Annotated in this window: 19 protein-coding genes; 10 read left to right on the top strand and 9 right to left on the bottom strand. The window is 39.6% G+C overall.

Annotation, left to right across the window (positions count from 1 at the left end; genetic code table 11):
- From GARC_RS00560 to GARC_RS00570, 3 genes are read right to left on the bottom strand one after another with little or no spacing between them, the layout of a single operon-like run.
- Entirely contained in the window at positions 1–276 is a 276-nt protein-coding gene (locus tag GARC_RS00560; protein WP_007615572.1) for a phosphopantetheine-binding protein, read from the bottom strand.
- The gene (locus tag GARC_RS00565; RefSeq protein ID WP_007615574.1) at positions 267–1421 is read right to left on the bottom strand and encodes an ABC transporter permease; all 1155 of its coding nucleotides are present in this window, start codon (positions 1419–1421) and stop codon (positions 267–269) included. Before GARC_RS00565 ends, GARC_RS00560 begins: the two co-directional genes overlap by 10 nt.
- Entirely contained in the window at positions 1402–2322 is a 921-nt protein-coding gene (locus GARC_RS00570; RefSeq protein WP_007615576.1) for an ABC transporter ATP-binding protein, read from the bottom strand. The genes GARC_RS00565 and GARC_RS00570 overlap by 20 nt, the downstream gene beginning before the upstream one ends.
- 282 nt (positions 2323–2604) lie before the next feature.
- Here GARC_RS00570 and GARC_RS00575 point away from each other — a divergent pair, with 282 nt between their 5' ends.
- Positions 2605–3435 (top strand): hypothetical protein, encoded by an 831-nt coding sequence (locus tag GARC_RS00575; protein ID WP_007615578.1) that lies wholly within the window; start codon positions 2605–2607, stop codon positions 3433–3435.
- Between the two features lie 19 nt (positions 3436–3454).
- On the opposite strand, the gene GARC_RS00580 is transcribed toward GARC_RS00575, so the two are convergent.
- The 5 genes from GARC_RS00580 to def all read right to left on the bottom strand — a co-directional run bounded on the left by GARC_RS00580 (position 3455) and on the right by def (position 8484).
- Positions 3455–4171 (bottom strand): class I SAM-dependent methyltransferase, encoded by a 717-nt coding sequence (locus GARC_RS00580; protein ID WP_007615579.1) that lies wholly within the window; start codon positions 4169–4171, stop codon positions 3455–3457.
- Positions 4172–4224: 53 nt separating this feature from the next.
- On the bottom strand, positions 4225–5604 hold the full coding sequence (gene trkA, locus GARC_RS00585; protein ID WP_007615581.1) for a Trk system potassium transporter TrkA: 1380 nt from the start codon (positions 5602–5604) through the stop codon (positions 4225–4227).
- 106 nt (positions 5605–5710) lie between these two features.
- Positions 5711–7012 (bottom strand): 16S rRNA (cytosine(967)-C(5))-methyltransferase RsmB, encoded by a 1302-nt coding sequence (gene rsmB, locus GARC_RS00590; protein ID WP_007615583.1) that lies wholly within the window; start codon positions 7010–7012, stop codon positions 5711–5713.
- A 10-nt stretch (positions 7013–7022) separates the two neighbouring features.
- Positions 7023–7967 (bottom strand): methionyl-tRNA formyltransferase, encoded by a 945-nt coding sequence (fmt, locus tag GARC_RS00595; RefSeq protein WP_007615584.1) that lies wholly within the window; start codon positions 7965–7967, stop codon positions 7023–7025.
- 7 nt (positions 7968–7974) lie between these two features.
- On the bottom strand, positions 7975–8484 hold the full coding sequence (gene def, locus GARC_RS00600; RefSeq protein ID WP_007615585.1) for a peptide deformylase: 510 nt from the start codon (positions 8482–8484) through the stop codon (positions 7975–7977).
- Positions 8485–8736: 252 nt separating this feature from the next.
- Here def and GARC_RS00605 point away from each other — a divergent pair, with 252 nt between their 5' ends.
- From GARC_RS00605 to GARC_RS00645, 9 genes are all read left to right on the top strand, one after another.
- A complete protein-coding gene (locus GARC_RS00605) occupies positions 8737–9768 on the top strand; it encodes a LysM peptidoglycan-binding domain-containing protein (RefSeq protein ID WP_007615586.1) in 1032 nt (343 codons plus the stop codon).
- Positions 9769–9803: 35 nt separating this feature from the next.
- Positions 9804–10952, top strand: coding sequence for a DNA-processing protein DprA (gene dprA / locus GARC_RS00610; protein ID WP_007615587.1), 1149 nt, complete (start codon positions 9804–9806; stop codon positions 10950–10952).
- A gap of 1 nt (position 10953) precedes the next feature.
- Positions 10954–11430, top strand: coding sequence for a DUF494 family protein (locus GARC_RS00615; protein ID WP_007615588.1), 477 nt, complete (start codon positions 10954–10956; stop codon positions 11428–11430).
- Between the two features lie 38 nt (positions 11431–11468).
- Entirely contained in the window at positions 11469–12029 is a 561-nt protein-coding gene (locus GARC_RS00620; RefSeq protein ID WP_007615589.1) for a DNA topoisomerase family protein, read from the top strand.
- Between the two features lie 61 nt (positions 12030–12090).
- A complete protein-coding gene (locus GARC_RS00625; RefSeq protein WP_007615590.1) occupies positions 12091–14532 on the top strand; it encodes a DUF748 domain-containing protein in 2442 nt (813 codons plus the stop codon).
- A gap of 11 nt (positions 14533–14543) precedes the next feature.
- Positions 14544–15116 (top strand): Sua5/YciO/YrdC/YwlC family protein, encoded by a 573-nt coding sequence (locus GARC_RS00630; RefSeq protein ID WP_007615592.1) that lies wholly within the window; start codon positions 14544–14546, stop codon positions 15114–15116.
- A 4-nt stretch (positions 15117–15120) separates the two neighbouring features.
- Positions 15121–16041, top strand: a complete 921-nt coding sequence (hemF, locus tag GARC_RS00635; protein WP_007615594.1) for an oxygen-dependent coproporphyrinogen oxidase — start codon at positions 15121–15123, stop codon at positions 16039–16041.
- On the top strand, positions 16038–16859 hold the full coding sequence (aroE, locus tag GARC_RS00640) for a shikimate dehydrogenase (protein WP_039988272.1): 822 nt from the start codon (positions 16038–16040) through the stop codon (positions 16857–16859). The genes hemF and aroE overlap by 4 nt, the downstream gene beginning before the upstream one ends.
- A complete protein-coding gene (locus GARC_RS00645; protein WP_007615598.1) occupies positions 16856–17107 on the top strand; it encodes a hypothetical protein in 252 nt (83 codons plus the stop codon). Before aroE ends, GARC_RS00645 begins: the two co-directional genes overlap by 4 nt.
- Positions 17108–17129: 22 nt before the next feature.
- Here the strand turns inward: GARC_RS00645 and GARC_RS00650 are convergent, their stop codons facing one another.
- Positions 17130–17666: a gamma carbonic anhydrase family protein gene (locus GARC_RS00650; protein ID WP_007615600.1), complete on the bottom strand. Its 537-nt coding sequence runs from the start codon at positions 17664–17666 to the stop codon at positions 17130–17132.
- Positions 17667–17774: the final 108 nt, after the last annotated feature.

Raw genomic sequence — 17774 nt, forward strand, 5'->3', positions numbered from 1 at the left:
TTACTTAGCAAGCCCTACCGTTTGAATATGCTCAACAATACTATTGATGGATTGTAGGTGTTTACGAGATTCCTTCGAACCTTCTACTTTTATACCAAAATGTTCTTTTAGTACTAAAGCTAGTTGCAGTGCATCGAGGGAATCTAAGCCCACTTTAGATTGATTGCCAAATAAAGGTTCATCGTCCTCAATATCTTGCCAGGACATCTCATCTTCTTTGTCACACTCCACCACTATTAATTGCTTTAATTGTGTTTTTAGTTCTTCTAATTCCATGAAAGATCCTTTATACGGCGACTAAATAATAACGCCGAGATTGTAAGTGATATTGCCGCAAATACAGTCAGATAGATAATACTCATCCAATGCTCATGATTAAATTGGCCATACATAGTGCCTTTAACTAATTGTGCCGACCAGTACATGGGTGAAAACTGCGCAATTTGTTGTAGGGATTGAGGCATGATATCAAGTGGTACCATAAAACCACTCAAAGCGGCCATGATAATATTCACTCCACCACCGAGTACAATGGCTTGCTCAAAACTTCGCACCAATGCGGCAATAATAGAGGCAAAACTGACAGCGGCTAAACTCACAACTAAGACAGTACACAGCAGTTCCCATAACTGCTTATAAGGGACTGCCGGCAAGTCAATCAATAGCGGAATGAGCCGCCAACCGATTAAGCTCAAGAATAAAAATTGTCCTATGCTGAAAAGGTAAAATGCCAATAATTTCACTAAAAAGTAATGTTGTAAATTAACTGGAAAGGTTTTTAATCTAATCAAAGTGCCATTTTGAACTTCATTTAATAACGTAAGGGAGATGGGCAATACAATAAAATATACCCCAAATACCAACCAAGAAGGCACGCTATAAGTGACAACAGGAAGCTCCAAGTTGTCTTTTGCAACCTTAATGTACTGGGAAGTATCGGTTTGTTGGTTAATTTGTGCCATTTGTTTGTCTAGTGGCAAAGTCTCATCCATTTCACCCGTATCCAGCATATACAAATGTAACTTTAAACGCGCAAAGGCCAATTGAACATGTTGATTAAGCAAAGCTTGGATCGCTGGGGAAGTAGCTGAGCCAAATTCAATTTGAATTAAAGGTATATTCTGACTTGAAAATAATTGTTGTTTTAAGTTTGAGCCAAGGACTAAGCTAGCGCTCGCCTCTGGCATTTCAGAGTTTAATTGATAACCAAACCCAGCTAGATATCTGCCAAACAAGGCCTGTTCATCTTCATTGTTAGTCTTAAATTCGACTGCAAGATTGTGGATCATATCGTCTTGACGTTCACTCATGGCAAAGGTCATTATCAACATAAAAATGACAGGCATAAGCAGCAAAACTGCAACACTATGCAGGTCACTAAATACTAAGATAAATTCCTTTTTAATACTCTGTAATATCATTATTTTCCATATGATTTAAGTAATATTGGGTCAATGAGGTTTGATCATAATGCATATTGAGAATATCGAGTTGGCTTTGGCTAAGCAATGCCATCATTGCGAACAATTCTGCAGACGACTTAATATAAGCTTTAAGGTGATTGTCTTTACATTCGACTTTTATAGATAAACCAGAGAACTGCTCAACCCAACTTACCGATAAGGTATGGGCAAATTCTATGGTTAAACATTTTTGTCCTTGGTCTAAGCTCAAATAGCTCGCTTTGCCTAGTTTTAACATAACTATTTGGTCACATATATCTTGTACTTCTGTTAATAAATGTGAGGTGTAGACAATAGTTTTCCCTTGATTTTTTAAGGCGCTAAGCAGTGATAAGATGGATCCCCTTGATATAGGGTCAACCCCTACAGTTGGTTCGTCTAAATAGAGTATTTGTGGATCTTTTAACAAAGCAATGGCTAAGTTCAACCTGCGCTTGTAACCCCCTGAAAGAAATTTGGCTTTTTGATTACTGACTTCTTGTAATTGACATTGATGTGAAACAGTTTCTACTCTTGTTTGGCTTTCAGCGTAACTAAAGGCGCATAAGCTAACAAAATATTCTAAATTTTGGGTGACACTTAATTGCGGATAGAAGGCATATTCTTGGGGTACTAAGGCCACGTTTTTTTGCACATATTTAGCCAGTGTTAAGTTGTCGTTCTGACTAAAAAAAACTGTACCCGAAGTCGGGGTCAACAAACCTGATAATATGGATAAAAGTGTTGATTTACCCGAGCCATTTGGACCTATCAAACCTAGGCATTGACCCTTAGCTAGATTAATATTAATGCCTTGAAGTGCAGGAACAGAGGCTGCTGCATAACGATATTCAAGATCCGTTATTATGAATGCTGACATTGTGTCTCAATAAGGTATTTCATTTTTCGACTTGTTATTGAGCTCGATTGACTCATTTCACATTGTGACATACGGGCTAATTCTTCTGTTCTGATTTCATCTAAAACGACAGTGCCTTACTATTTAAAGTTATATTACTTTAAATAGTAAGGCACTGTAAGTGTTTATAAGATAACTACAATACCGAATTAAGGTTCGAAGTTGTGTTACCTAGGTTTGAAATTTCGAGTAAAGTTTCAATATTAAATATGCTCATGTTCTTAGAACGTATTAGAGACCCAAATGAATAAAGTGCTGCAATTTTATCGAAAATATTGGATTTTGCGTTGGCTTTGGTGGCTGAGTGTTGTGCTACCTGGGGTATCTTTTGTATTGGTCTCCCTAGGGTTTTTATTGATTATGCATTGGCCCAAAGATTATCAAGACGTGATTAATATTGCTCTTGATCCAGAAGTCGAGTATTTAACACTCTCTGCACATGGTGTTAAAGACACAACTGCTAGTTGGAGTGATGAATTACAACGCACATATTCTGAGCTGCAACATTTACCATTTAGCGATCTGAAAAAACAACACATCAGTTTTAGTTGGCAGCCCTATTCGGATAACGTTTTTAATTGTTCCGTCGATGGCAAAAATATAGGCTTTAAGTTAGGTGAAAAAATAGCGCAGTTACCTAAGATTAAAGGGGTTCACTTGGTGGGCCATAGTTGTGGTTCATTCGTTATCTTAGGTGTTTGTGAAGCATTAAAAGAAAACAAAGCTTCGATAAGTGTTCAAACTACCTATTTAGATCCCGTATCTGTTTATTCGGGAGTTTTTTGGGATTATGGTATTAAATATTTTGGTAGCTGTGCTGATTTTAGCGATGCCTATATTGATACCCAAGACACTGTGCCTGGGAGCAATCAAGCACTTAGGAATGCTTATACCTTTGATGTGACTCAAACAAGAGTAAAAAATAACATAGACTACGCGCCACACGCATGGCCTACGATGTTTTATATTAAGGCATTAAAAAAGAAACAGCTGCCAATCTACTATAAAGCAACAAATAACCTTAGTTCTGGCTATCAGAAAAATACCTTGATGACCTGGCCTTTAGAATACTAACCTTAATGAATAACCATCACTAAGTTGATTTATATAGCACAGCATTAATTAAAGTTTCTTCCCTGGAGTCCGGATCTTCAACTTTACCAGTGAGAGTTTCCCAAATACCAAGGTCTTCGCGAGACCACCATAAAAACGGCCGGGATATTTGTTTTTCTGCCACAATAAATCCAGTCTGTTTTAAAAGCTGTAAATATTCCATGTCGGTTTTTTGTACATGCATGGGATGACGAAATAAAACTCGGATAACCATAGAATGAATATAACGGCGACATGACTCTGCAAACAACAGACAACCATCAGGTTTCAAAACACGATAAAATTCTTTAATGGCAGAATCTTGATCCACTATGTGATGAAAAGTTTGATGACAGAAGATCATATCAACAGAATTGTCGGGCAACTCAATTTCTGCTGCATTGTTAATTAAAAACTCTATTTTAGCCTGACATTTTTTGCCGTTACTGTCTGCTTTGTTGACAACATCAGAGTCCACATCTAACGCAATAATAGTATCGGGAGAAAAACGCTCATCTAATTCAACAAGAGAATGACCAAAGCCAGAACCAATATCTAATATAGTGTGATATTTATTGGGTTTATCCTCTGGGATCAAGCTCTGCAGATCATCCAGCGCCCTCCTTAAAACATGTACTAACCATGTATCAGTGTTTAGAAACCAATCACCAAACTTACTCTCCTTAACCCAAGCTTTTTTTATATCTACTTTACTCAAATTGAATTCCTCTCCCTACTTACCTATCAGTTTAATTTAATGCCCTATCATAATTATCCAAAAAAGAAGGCGCTTGGCTGGAATAATTTCTCTACGTGACCAATAAACTTCTTATCAACTAAGAACAGAATAACGTGGTCGTTGGCCTCAATTTTTGTATCGCCATGAGCAATGATAACTTCGTCGCTGCGCACTATTGCACCAATAGTGGTGCCTGGAGGAAGTTTTATTTCGCGGATTTCTCGCCCAACAACCTTAGAAGTGTTTCGATCTCCATGGGCGATCGCTTCAATAGCTTCTGCTGCGCCTCTTCTAAGTGAGTAAACGTTTACTATGTCGCCTCGTCTTATGTGGGTGAGAAGTGCAGAAATAGTAGCCTGTTGCGGAGAGAAGGCAATATCAATTTCGCCGCCTTGGACTAAATCCACATAAGCACCTCTTTGGATAAGTACCATGGCCTTTGAAGCTCCAAGGCGTTTAGCTAACATGGCTGACATAATGTTGGCTTCGTCATCGTTGGTGACGGCGATAAAAGCGTCAACTTGTTCGACATTTTCTTCAGTTAATAATTGATGATCTGATGCGTCACCGGCAAAAACTATGGTTTTATCTAGATGTGCAGACAGATATTTAGCTCTTTCTGGATCGAACTCAATTAATTTTACATTGTGATTGTGCTCTAGCATCTTGGCGAGACCGGCTCCTATTAACCCTCCACCTGCAATCATGATCCGTTTGTAACTTGACTCTAACTTCTGCAACTCACTCATGACTGCTCGAATGTGTTTGGTGGCCGCAATAAAAAATACTTCGTCATCAGCTTCAATAATGGTTGTGCCAAGGGGACGAATAGGCTTGCCTCGCCTATAAATAGCCGCCACTCGTGTCTCAACGTTGGGAATATGTTCTTTTATGGCTGAAAGGGCATGACCTACCAATAAACCGCCATAATAAGCTTTAACTGCGACTAGGCTGGCCTTGCCATCAGCAAATTCAACTACTTGTAATGCACCAGGATAATCAATCAGGCGTTTTATGGCCTTTGTGACCAATTGCTCTGGGGCAATAAGGTGATCGACTGGTACATCTTGATGCTTAAATAATTGCTCTTGGTAAATGATGTATTGTTCGGAGCGCACACGGGCAATTTTAGTCGGTGTTTTGAATAAGCTATAGGCAACCTGACAGGCCATCATATTGCTTTCATCGCTGTTGGTAACAGCAATTAGCATGTCGGCATCTTCTGCCCCTGCCTTTTTAAGTACATCTGGATGGGAGCCCATTCCAGCAACAACCTGTAGATCTAACCTGTCTTGCAGATGTCTTAGGGTATTTGGATCTGAATCGATAACGGTGATTTCGTTTTTTTCACCGACCAAGTTTTCAGCTAAAGTGGCACCCACTTGACCCGCGCCAAGGATAATTATCTTCATTAGTGGTATTTAAACCTTATTATTAGGGCCTGTTGGTCTTGTATATATCAGCCGAAACTGAAGTCATTTATTTGGATATCGACCCGAAGGGTTTCTTCTAAACGCTTTAAGACTTTAGCAGTCTGGCATAATAGAAACCATCCATTTGTTGATCCCCCGGCAAAATCTGTTTGCCTGGTTTATCGTCATTATCATTATAAAAAGTATTATCTAACAATGCGTTAGTGGTGCGAGATAAAAAATCACTTATTTGTAAATGATTTTCTTCGGGCAAAATAGAACAAGTTGCATAAAGCAGAGTTCCCCCTGGCTTAACAAGCGGCCATATGGCATCTAGTATTTGCTTTTGTAGATTGACCAACACATCAATATCTTTGGCTTTTCTAAGCCACTTTATATCAGGGTGCCGGCGAATAATACCAGTAGCAGAGCAGGGCGCATCAAGCAATACACGGTCGAACAGTTGTCCATCCCACCATTTTTCAGGCGTACTCGCATCACCAATGACAATTTCTGCGTTATGTCCCAACCTGACTAAGTTTTCTTCTATTCTTGATGCTCGTTTTTCACTTATTTCTAAAGCTACTACCTTTGTGATTTTTGGTTGGTATTCAATGAGGTGACATGTTTTACCACCGGGTGCGGCGCAGCAATCCAAGATAGATTCACCTGCTGCCGGTGCAAGGTAATGAGCTGCAAGTTGCGCTGCTCCATCTTGCACTGCAAACCAGCCCTTATCAAAACCAGGTAAATTAGTTACGTCATAACCTTTTGATAATATTATGGCTTCAGAGTGATCAGCTGTAAGTGTAAACTCGATACTGGCACTTTCTAGGGCTTCAACAAAATCACCATGAGATATTTTTTGTGTATTAACTCTAAGCCAAATTGGCGCCTTAAGCTGCATATTGGTGATTAAATCAATAAAACCATCTTGATATTCGGCCTCAAGTTTTTTGTATAGCCATTTTGGCAATCCTGATGCTATTTGTTTATTGGGCGCTTCTTGCAGAGACATTTCCTCTCTTATAAAGGTACGCAAGATGGCATTAACTAAACCTTTCATGGCTAGGGTATTGAGTGGCTGACAAGCGGCGACAGTTTCAGATACTGCAGCATGTTGACTGACCCGGCTAAAAGCTAATTGATAAAACCCCAACATGATCAATTGCTCTACAATTTTAAAGCGGTTTTTTAATGGTTTATCGAGTAATTGCCTGAGCCAAAACTGCAAAATAGGTAAATTACGCAAAACACCGTAGACCATCTCTTGTAGCCATGCTTTATCTTGTTCTTTATGGGGTAATTGGGCCGCAGGCAAACATTCCCTTGCGGATTGACCTTCTTCTAGTATTTGATGAAGTACCTTAGCGGCATCTGCACGTAAATTAAAATACTTAGCCTTCATGAAAAATAGTTCATATTAGCGAGTTACCTATAACAAACCAATCAGCTCTGCCATTTAACACATCGGCGGCTAACATGGGTTTTTTGCCTGGAAGTTGTAGCTTAGTTATCAGTAAACAGTTGTTGCCTGTTGCCACTAAAATGCCTTGCTTATCTGACTTAACAATCACCCCGGCAGGAATATTAGGATTTTCACTTTTAACCACTACAGATGAATACACTTTTATATTGGAGTCGTTAAGGGGGAAGAATGCTACTGGCCAAGGATTAAAAGCACGGATATTTCTTTCTAGTTGTTCGGCTGTTAAGTTCCAATCAATTTTAGCCTCTTCTTTTGACAGTTTTTTAGCGTAACTGGCGAGTTTATCATCTTGGATTTGAGGTTGTATTTCAACTAAAGTGGCCAAAGTTTCAAGTAGTGCTTTAGGGCCTATTTCAGCCAGTTTTTGATACAAGGTAGCGCTGGTATCTTCTTGGGTAATGACCAGAGACTGCTTAAGTAACATCGCACCTGTATCTAAACCTTCATCCATCTGCATAATAGTGACGCCGGTCTCTTTGTCACCTGCCCATAATGATCTTTGGATAGGTGCAGCACCTCGCCATTTAGGCAATAAAGAACCATGTACATTAAGACAACCTAATTTGGGGGTGTTTAATATGGCTGTTGGTAGGATCAAACCATAAGCAACCACTACCATAATATCGGCATCTAATTTAGCTAAGGCCAGTTGTGACTCTGCTGTTTTCAAAGATTGCGGTTGAAAAACTGGAATATCATGCTCAACTGCCAGTAGTTTTACAGCACTGGCTTGTAATTTTTTACCTCGACCAGCTGGGCGGTCTGGTTGACTATAAACTGCAATGACTTGATGTTCGGAGTCAATCAAGGCTTGCAAATGTAATGCTGCAAACTCAGGTGTTCCAGCAAATACTATTTTTAAAGGCTTATTCAATTGTGTTTTAGTCCCTTGCAGCCAGTCGGGCTTCTTTTTCTAACTTGGTTTTAATTCTCTGGCGCTTAAGTGGAGATAAATAATCCACAAATAATTTGCCTTTCAAATGATCCAATTCATGTTGAATACAAATAGCCAATAAACCATCTGCTTCTAAAGTGAAAGGTTCGCCAGCTTTATCTAGCGCAGAAACAGTAATTTTCTCTGCTCTTTCAACCTGCGCATAATTATTAGGTACTGATAAACAACCCTCTTCACTGATGGTTTTACCTTCTTTATGGCTGATTTCAGGGTTGATGAAAACCATAGGATTATCTTGATTTTCAGACACATCCATTACCACCAAGCGCTTATGCACATTGACCTGTGTTGCTGCTAAGCCAATACCGTTTTCTTCACGCATGGTGTCGAACATATCACTGATCAATCCAGTAATGGATTTATCAACATTTTCAATTTTTTTTGCTACTGTGCGCAATCTCTCATCGGGAAAGCGCAATACATCTAATATTGCCATTGTATTATTCTACTATAATGAGTTTCGGACTCAGGAATTAATATAACCAATAGTAACTTTACGCTACAGTGAGAGAGTTAGTATCGGTGTGTGTATTATTTACTATACGATCAAATAGAATTGACTATTTAATACGTTTCAAGCTGCGCTATTCTAGCGTAAATCGATCCAAAACATAATAGTCACTGCATCAAGGTGTATATAAGAATGACGAGCAATAAATTAATTAGGTCACTAATACTGTTGGTGCTGATGCCAGTATATAGTTTCGCAGACAGTATTTTAGTGAAAGACACCGCTCCTGAAGTTTATGTAGTAGAAAAAGGCGATACCTTGTGGGATATATCCAACATGTATTTGGACAAGCCTTGGCAATGGCCAGAGCTGTGGCGTACCAATATACATATCACTAATCCCCATCTTATTTATCCCGGTGATGAGTTGCGTTTGGTTAAGAACGAAAAAGGTGAAACAGTACTTGATGTTGTGAGGGAGTCACCTAAGCCCGAAATAAAACTTTCTCCAGAAGGGGTTAAAGCCCTCAAAGAACCCAATGCTATACCTGCGTTGCCATGGTCAATTATCAAACCTTATATTGAAAACGAGATGATTATGTCGCAACAGGCTTATGATCGTTATCCCTATATTTTAGGTGATCACGAAGGTGCTGTGCGTTATGCCACCGATAGCCTAGTGCTTGGAAAGGCTGCCCGTCGAAGTAAAGAAAACTTAAGCATTGTAAGAAAACAAAATGAGTTATTCGACATGGAAGGCAATTTTATAGGTTTACAGGTACGTCATTTGGCGAAAGCTAAACTAGTCGATGCTGATTTAGATAATCAAGCTCTGATTAAAATATTGGAAGCTAAACTTGAGGTTAAGCGTGGTGACAAAATTATTCCGGCAGTTAAAAACGAACCGGATGAGGTTTTGCTTGTGGCCGCTGAAGATCAGACGGGGTTCATTATTGATGACTTAGAGCAACATAACTTGTTGGGTAAATATAATGTGGTGGTGTTGGATATTGGCTCTGACCAAGTTTCAGCAGGAACCATTATGGGTATTTATAGCCAGGGGCCAAGAATAATTGACGGCAAGCAACCTAAGTATGAAGGTGAATCAGACATGATCCGCAGTGCTTTTAATATGGGTGATGAAATTAGTCAACCCGCCATGAAAGTTGGTGAATTGGTGGTATTTAAAGCTTTTGATACAGCAAGTTATGCACTTATTACTAAATCAGCTAAAGTCATAAAAAGAGGGATGATAGTAGCTAAACCCTAATAAACTCGATTTGGGATTAGCCTAGGGAGCAGAAAATGCAACAGGATGTTGAGTTAGGCGATGGGGGAAATGACGAGTTGGAAAATTGGTTGAAGTTGGTTCAGATCCCCAATTTTTCAGTCGTCAGTTTAAAAAAGTTAAAGAAAAAATTCGATCTTCAGTTGTCTGAACTATTTTCCACATCAAAATCCTTTTTAGAGGAAAAAGGTTTTAACCAAAAGCAAATTGAAGCAATTTTGCATCCAAATGAAAGTACTATCAACACAAGCCTGGAATGGCTAAATACCACTAATAACCGTTTTTTATTGCACTTCGATCATCCCAGTTATCCAAACTTACTTAAACAGATCGCTAGTCCACCTCCATTATTATACGGCTATGGCGATCCACAACATCTAAACAACTACCAAATTGCGATAGTGGGAAGTAGAGCACCAAGCCCACAGGGTAAAGAAAACGCAAAATTTTTTGCGCGTCGCTTAAGTGAATGTGGTTGGACAATTACCAGTGGTTTAGCCCTTGGTATTGACGGATTTTCTCATCAAGGAGCGGTATTAGGAGGTTTTACTACTATAGCTGTATTAGGTACTGCTATTGATAAAATGTATCCACGGCGCCATATCAAATTAGCCGACCAAATTTTGCAAAATAACGGTGTGATTATTTCTGAGTTTGCACCCAATACGCCAGGACGACCTGAATATTTTCCAAGGCGAAATCGTATTATAAGTGGATTATCTGTTGGCACCCTGATTGTTGAAGCGGCAATTAGGAGTGGCTCATTAATTACCGCAAGATGTGCTTTAGAGCAAAACAGAGAAGTATTTGCGTTACCGGGAAACATTCACAACCCCATGTCAGCAGGATGCCATCATTTGATCCAAGAAGGGGCAAAGTTGGTAACATGTGTAGAAGATATTAATGTTGAGTTTCAACACCTCATTTTGCCGGCTTTATGTGAAAAAGTAAGAGAGAAAGAAGATAAATTGGAAAAAAACATGTCACAAAGCTTGGCTTCAGACAAATTGTTAGATAGTGTAGATTTTGAAGTAACCCCACTAGATATAGTGGCTCAGCGTAGCGGCATAGAAGTAGCAGATGTAATGTCACAATTATTAGAATATGAATTGCGCGGTTTAGTGACTGCTGTTCCCGGTGGTTACATTAAATTGGGGGAAAAATAGTATGTTTGATATCCTCATGTATTTATTTGAAAACTTTATTCACAGTGAAACTGAAATACGCGTTGATCAAGACGAGTTGACAGACGAGCTAGTAAGAGCCGGTTTTCATCACGACGAAATATATAAAGCGTTATCCTGGTTAGAAAAACTTGCTGCACTGCAAGAGACAGACATCAAACCTTATTTGGCTAAAGGGTCAGCTTCTTTTGTTACTCGTGTGTATACACAAGATGAAGAGATGCGCTTGGATGTCCAGTGCCGTGGTTTTCTAATGTTCCTTGAACAAATCAATGTACTAGATTCATCTACTCGAGAGATGGTGATTGATCGAGTGATGGAGATTGATTCAAAAGAGTTTTGTTTAGAAGACATGAAATGGGTAGTCTTGATGGTACTGTTTAATGTACCAGGAAAAGAAAATGCTTATGCTCAGATGGAAGACTTGTTGTTTGAAGAGCCTGAGGGGCCGCTCCACTGATTATTTCTTATTAATGAATAACAAAAGTGCTTTATTAAATGTCTAAGATTGACCACTCTTTGTTTTCAGCCAGTGCGTCAGAGCAAGCCTTCGGGCCTTGCCCACAATGTAATGCTAAATTAACCGTTAGACGAGGTAAGTCCGGAGCTTTCATCGGTTGTAGCCATTATCCTGAATGTGACTTTTCAAAACCCCTACACGAATACGAAAATGCCGAGATCAAAACCATTGAGGGTTCTTCGTGTCCGTTGTGTCAGTCTCTGTTAGTCATTAAAAAAGGGCGCTTTGGTCTGTTTATTGGATGCAGTGATTTTCCAGAATGTGACTATATTGAGTCGAACTCCAACAGCGAAGATACTCACCTAACTTGTCCTTTGTGTAAAAAGGGGCATATCACTAAGCGAGCAAATAAGTTTGGCAAGTCATTTTATGCATGTGATAATTACCCCAAATGTAAATACTTATTGAACTTGCCTCCTGTTGATCACCCATGTCCAGAATGTCATTGGCCAATTATGCAAGAAAAGAAAGGAAGCACTGAAGTTGAATTGTTATGCCCGCAGAAGCAATGCCAATGTAAAATTCCTAAGCCTGAATAGCTCAAAATATTTCTTCCCATGTGGGATCGATTTGTTTAACCACCCTTAGTAGATATTAACCATGACCCCCCATAATGAGAAACCTACACCACACCTGTTTGTTACTATTGCAAAATTTTTATTGATCTTGCTGGTGGCTGTCTATCTGTTAATTTGGATCGTCTCGCCTTTTGTCGTGCGCCACTTTGCTCAAGCTCCTTTGCAAGAAATGGGGGTGTCGCTGGGTGAGAATAGTTCAGTTAGGTATAACCCTTTTACTAGTACCCTTACAATTAGCGAACTGCAGTTGTTCGATCAAAAAAATAATCAAGCATTGTCAGTTGAATACGCTGAAGTAAGCATTCATCTGCACCGTCTATTACTCAAACAATTGTATGTGTCAGAATTTTTGTTCGAAGGCATCGAAATTGAAATCATAAAGGATCAGCAAAATATAGTAGTGGCAGGTGTTGATCTTTCTACGAGCCCTGAAGCCGAGAAAAATGCTCCTGATGTGGAGCAGGAGGGCGGTGATCCGCCAGTAGATTTTACTTTGGTGATCCCTGAATTAACGTTAAAACGGGTGTTGTTCAATGCTAGTGTCGATGGCACCTCGCAAACCTTATTATTAAATGAATTGCTGATCACTAATACCTCAATCAGTCAATTACAACAGCAGATTTCCTTGTCTATCCAGGCGCTAGTCAATGAAGCCCCTTTTAAGTTTAACTCAGACATTTCTTTGCAGGCTGGAGTGGGTACTATTGATAGTGCATTTTCGTTAGAGCAATTAGATTTGCAGACGTTAAGCCCAATCTTGGTTGATTTAGGTATCAGCATATCGGGTGAGCTTTCCGCTAAAGGTAATCCTAAAGTAAAACTGACCGATAAAAACATTGGAGTAAACAGTGAACAAATTGTTCTGTCGATAACAGAGCTTGATCTCAACTATGCTCCTTGGATTGTTGAAGGTGCGAGTGATGTGGTAACTATCGATAACTTGAATCTTACTGCTTTACCAAATGGGGTTATTCAGCATCTTGCTGCTACAGTCGCAACGCAACTAAGCCAAGGTAATCTTGGATTGCAAACCAGCGACAACAGTGTGGTGAATTGGGGACAGCTTAATTTAACTTCTGAACTGCAACTAGTGGATATGCAACCTAGTATTGTTATTGAGCAGATAAACATTAGTTCACTTAATTTATCTGAAGATCGCTCATTAACAGAGGTAGCGCCGATCCTTAGCATAGGTCAGTTATCTGTCTCTGAAGTGCAATTTAGTGATAATCACTTGAATGTAGACACAGTTTCTATTGCTGGATTAAAAACAGACATTAATGTTAATCCAGATAAAAGCATAGTGAGTATGGTCGATACCTCAGCATTGACGCCTGAGCCTCAAGATAACACTACTGCTACTGAAAATGCCACTGAACCATCTACTACTTCAGTTCCTACTGAACAAACCGAATCTATCCCAGAAAAATCACCAGCGTTAACTTTTGCGCTAGGAAATTTGTTGCTGGCAGATGCGGCTTACATACACATCAAAGATCAAAGTGTATCCCCAGTTTTTGAGCAAAAAATTACTATTGAGACGCTGCAAGCGGGGCCCTTTGATAGTAGGGATAAGACCTTGAAAAGTCCGTTTGAGTTGATAGCTAAAGACGATAATTATCTTAAAATTGTTGCTAAAGGGCATGCTATGCCTTTTGCCGATAAGCTCAATGCCTTATTCACGGCCAATATTAGCGAGCTTGATTTACCCTCAGTGTCACCTTATGTGAAAGATGGGTTGGGTTTTGAAATGAAAACTGGCCAGTTAGATGTAGGTGTTGAAGTCACTATACAAGATGGTGAGATTGACGGAGAAACCAAGTTATTTTTGCGTGGTGTAGACATGTCCAGCGCTGATGAGGTCGAACAGGGTACGATTAAAGAAGGTAAGGCTATGCCACTGAATTATGCTTTAGGGTTATTGAAAGATGATCAAGGCAATATTGATTTGGGTGTACCCCTGCGAGGTAATGTTGCAGAACCTTCTTTTGGGGTTGAAAGCTTCTTAGGTTTAGTGCTGAAAAAAGCGGCAATGTCTCAGGCGAAAAGTTATCTGATGACCACTTTTGTACCTTATGCGTCAGTGGTGTCCGTGGCCATATCTGGCGCTGAATACCTGCTTAAAGTTAAATTTGAACCACTTGTTTTTCAAAATGGCGAGGTGGCATTGACAGAAGAAAATCAGCAATATTTAAGTGAACTAGTATTGTTGATGAAAGATAAACCTGAGTTACAGTTAAAGACCTGTGCGATTGGTACTTATGCTGATTTGACTCTGCCTGCTTTAACCGTTTTGAATGCCGACCAACAAGCAGCACTTAAAGCTATGGGCAGTGAACGTCAGAATAATTTGAAACGTTATTTAATTGAACAAGAAATAGCGTCTTCACGAGTTTTGTATTGTGCCCCTGAGTTAGATACTGCGGAAGATGCTCAAGCTAGAATTGAATTAAAAACAGACTAATTTAAGATTACATGAAATTGCTATCAACAATTAAAGACGCAGAGCTTATTATGCAAACTTTGCAGCAAGGAGAGGTGATTGCCTATCCAACTGAGGCTGTTCTTGGACTTGGATGTGATCCTGATAATAAAGATGCGGTGCACAAGCTATTGGAGTTGAAAAAGCGCTCGGTTGATAAAGGATTGATTTTAGTCGCTAAAACCTATTCGCAATTATTACCTTATGTTGATGATGCAAAGATCCCTATGTATATGCGCACTGAAATATTTTCTAGTTGGCCGGGTCCAGTGACCTGGTTGTTACCTGCGGCTAAACAGGCTCCTAAGTGGGTGACCGGTGATAGTGATTTTATTGCAGTGCGGGTAAGTCAGCATCTTGTTGTAAGTCAATTATGTGAGTTATTTGGCAAGCCATTGATATCCACCAGTGCTAATGTGTCTGGGTTAAAACCAGCCATAAATGCTGAACAATTATATCAACAATTTAATAAGACCTTATTGCTCGTGGACGGCATATTGGGTGGGGCAAATAAACCTAGCCAAATCCGTCACGGGATTTCGGGGCAAACTATAAGAGACAATTAGTTAGATGACAGCCGATTCAGTGCCAGATATAGAAAAAGTTAAACAGTATTTACTCAAGCTACAAGACAATATTTGCCAAACCCTAGAACTAGTGGATGGTAAAGGCTCCTTTGTCGAAGATAACTGGCAGCGAGAGCTTGGTGGAGGTGGTCGCACTCGAGTGTTAACAGGCGGCAAACTTATTGAACAAGGAGGAGTTAACTTTTCTCATGTCTATGGAGGTGAGTTACCCGCATCAGCTACAGCTGCGCGTCCTGAACTGGCTGGAAGGAGCTTTCAAGCGGTAGGGGTGTCTTTGGTTATTCATCCTCATAACCCTTTTGTGCCAACAACTCATGCAAATGTACGCTTTTTTATTGCCGAAAAACCGGGAGAAGAAGCTGTTTGGTGGTTTGGCGGCGGTTTTGATCTCACTCCTTTTTATCCATTCCATGAAGATGTTGTACATTGGCATACAGTTGCCAATAAGTTATGTGAACCTTTTGGTGACACAGTTTACCCAGAGTATAAAAAATGGTGTGATGATTATTTCTATTTAAAACATCGTGACGAAACTCGTGGAGTAGGCGGGTTATTTTTTGATGATTTAAATAAACAGGGTTTTGAGAAAAGCTTCAAGTTTATGCAGGCAGTAGGCAATGGGTTTTTAGATGCTTATGTGCCTATAGTGGAAAAACGTAAAGACATAACATTTGGCAAAAAAGAGCGAGACTTTCAACTCTATAGACGAGGACGCTACGTAGAGTTTAACTTGGTATACGATCGAGGCACCTTATTTGGGTTACAAACCGGCGGTCGTACTGAGTCAATATTGATGTCTATGCCTCCTCTTGTTCGATGGGAATACAGTTACCAACCAGAGCCTGAAAGTAAAGAAGCAGATTTATATACTAATTACTTGCATCCTAGGGACTGGTTATCGTGAGTAAATACACGGTATTCGGAAACCCAATAGCACAGAGTAAGTCACCTTCTATTCATTATATGTTTGCAGAACAAGCTGGCTTAAGGATTGAATACGATCGTACCTTGGCAACCAAAGAAAACTTCATCCCAACTTTGACAGACTTCTTTCTAGATCCTAACGCTAAAGGTTGTAATGTAACCTCTCCGTTTAAGGAACAAGTGGCAAAGTGGGTCAATGACTTGTCTGCTGCTGCAGAGATTGCTGGAGCAGTTAATACTGTCATTAAAAAACAAGATGGTACTTTTTTAGGTGATACCACCGATGGCTCTGGTTTAGTACAAGATTTATTGCGCTTAGGGGTGCAAATTAAAGATGCTCGAATTTTATTGTTAGGTGCTGGTGGTGCAGCTAGGGGAGTATTGCAATCCATCTTAGACTTAGAGCCGGCGTTTTTGATGATTGCAAATCGCACAGAGGAAAAAGCTAAGCAGTTAGCTTCATTGATACCTAGGGATAATTTTGTTGGCGTTGGCTTTAATCAGTTAATTGAGGTTCAGCTACCATTCGATCTCATCATTAATTCTACTTCTGCCAGTTTGACTGGAGAGTTGCCGGCTATTCCTGAATCCGTAATTAGCAGCAGTGCTTGTGTATATGATATGAGTTATGCCGATAAACCCACGGTATTTTTGCAACACGCCCAAAAGTTAGGTGTATTAGACACCTTTGATGGTTTAGGTATGTTAGTCGGGCAGGCGGCAGAAAGTTTCTATTTGTGGACTGGGTATAGACCAGATGTTGTTCCAGTAATACATGCTTTAAGAAGTAGTCTATGAATCAGGCCATCCAAGTTTTAGATGGTTGCACATATATAGGATCAAAAAATGCGCTTAAAGTGGATATTATGGCTTCCGGACAAATGTTAGTTTGTTATATCGGTGGTTCAGATAAAGAAAGCTTAATTAAACTCTACAATACTAAACAGTTTGAAATAGAAGAAATAATTGAAAAAAACCTTAAACAAGACAAATTCAATTCAGACGGTGAGTTATGGCTCACCGCCGCAGCGGTTTACGCATACTGAAGTTATTTAACCTGAATTCAGGTTACTTAGATCCCTCAATGTATTCATCTTTAAGCTTTATGTAATTTAGCGCCGACTGTTTCAAAAATGCTATTTCGCTCTCTTTTAGCGGTCTAGCTTGTTTTGCGGGATTACCTTTATATAAAAAACCACTTTTGAGAGTCTTATTAGGTGGTACTAGTGTCCCAGCCCCAATAAAAACATCATCCTCCACTATTGCACCGTCCATAATAATAGCGCCCATACCAACTAATATCCGATTTCCCAATGTACACCCATGCAACATACATTTGTGACCAACAGTCACATCAGCACCTATAACCAGAGGAAAACCAAGAGGATTGGCGTCACTGACTCGACTTACATGTAACACTGTTCCGTCTTGTATATTGGTTCTAGCACCTATTTGTATATAGTTAACGTCACCTCTGGCTGCAACTAGTGGCCAAATACTCACATGCTCAGCACATTTAACGTCCCCAACTAATACCGATGATGCATCTATATAACAATGCTCTGCTAAGGTAGGGAGCTTATCTTTATAACTTCTAATGGCCATGTTAGTTCCTGTATTAAGGTTAGGTGATACATCATATCAAAATATATACCCCCTTTATCACCTGAAATTGCCACATAAACATACATTTTGATGACTATTTGAGCAAAC

Source organism: Paraglaciecola arctica BSs20135 (genome assembly GCF_000314995.1).
Taxonomy (GTDB): Bacteria; Pseudomonadota; Gammaproteobacteria; order Enterobacterales; family Alteromonadaceae; genus Paraglaciecola; species Paraglaciecola arctica.

What these genes read in the sequence shown, in the direction of transcription:
- GARC_RS00560 (WP_007615572.1), bottom strand. Translation starts at nt 276, where the DNA reads ATGGAATTAGAAGAACTAAAAACACAATTAAAGCAATTAATAGTGGTG.
- GARC_RS00565 (WP_007615574.1), bottom strand. Translation starts at nt 1,421, where the DNA reads ATGATATTACAGAGTATTAAAAAGGAATTTATCTTAGTATTTAGTGAC.
- GARC_RS00570 (WP_007615576.1), bottom strand. Translation starts at nt 2,322, where the DNA reads ATGTCAGCATTCATAATAACGGATCTTGAATATCGTTATGCAGCAGCC.
- GARC_RS00575 (WP_007615578.1), top strand. Translation starts at nt 2,605, where the DNA reads ATGAATAAAGTGCTGCAATTTTATCGAAAATATTGGATTTTGCGTTGG.
- trkA (WP_007615581.1), bottom strand. Translation starts at nt 5,604, where the DNA reads ATGAAGATAATTATCCTTGGCGCGGGTCAAGTGGGTGCCACTTTAGCT.
- rsmB (WP_007615583.1), bottom strand. Translation starts at nt 7,012, where the DNA reads ATGAAGGCTAAGTATTTTAATTTACGTGCAGATGCCGCTAAGGTACTT.
- def (WP_007615585.1), bottom strand. Translation starts at nt 8,484, where the DNA reads ATGGCAATATTAGATGTATTGCGCTTTCCCGATGAGAGATTGCGCACA.
- GARC_RS00605 (WP_007615586.1), top strand. Translation starts at nt 8,737, where the DNA reads ATGCCAGTATATAGTTTCGCAGACAGTATTTTAGTGAAAGACACCGCT.
- dprA (WP_007615587.1), top strand. Translation starts at nt 9,804, where the DNA reads ATGCAACAGGATGTTGAGTTAGGCGATGGGGGAAATGACGAGTTGGAA.
- GARC_RS00615 (WP_007615588.1), top strand. Translation starts at nt 10,954, where the DNA reads ATGTTTGATATCCTCATGTATTTATTTGAAAACTTTATTCACAGTGAA.
- GARC_RS00620 (WP_007615589.1), top strand. Translation starts at nt 11,469, where the DNA reads ATGTCTAAGATTGACCACTCTTTGTTTTCAGCCAGTGCGTCAGAGCAA.
- GARC_RS00625 (WP_007615590.1), top strand. Translation starts at nt 12,091, where the DNA reads ATGACCCCCCATAATGAGAAACCTACACCACACCTGTTTGTTACTATT.
- GARC_RS00630 (WP_007615592.1), top strand. Translation starts at nt 14,544, where the DNA reads ATGAAATTGCTATCAACAATTAAAGACGCAGAGCTTATTATGCAAACT.
- hemF (WP_007615594.1), top strand. Translation starts at nt 15,121, where the DNA reads ATGACAGCCGATTCAGTGCCAGATATAGAAAAAGTTAAACAGTATTTA.
- GARC_RS00645 (WP_007615598.1), top strand. Translation starts at nt 16,856, where the DNA reads ATGAATCAGGCCATCCAAGTTTTAGATGGTTGCACATATATAGGATCA.
- GARC_RS00650 (WP_007615600.1), bottom strand. Translation starts at nt 17,666, where the DNA reads ATGGCCATTAGAAGTTATAAAGATAAGCTCCCTACCTTAGCAGAGCAT.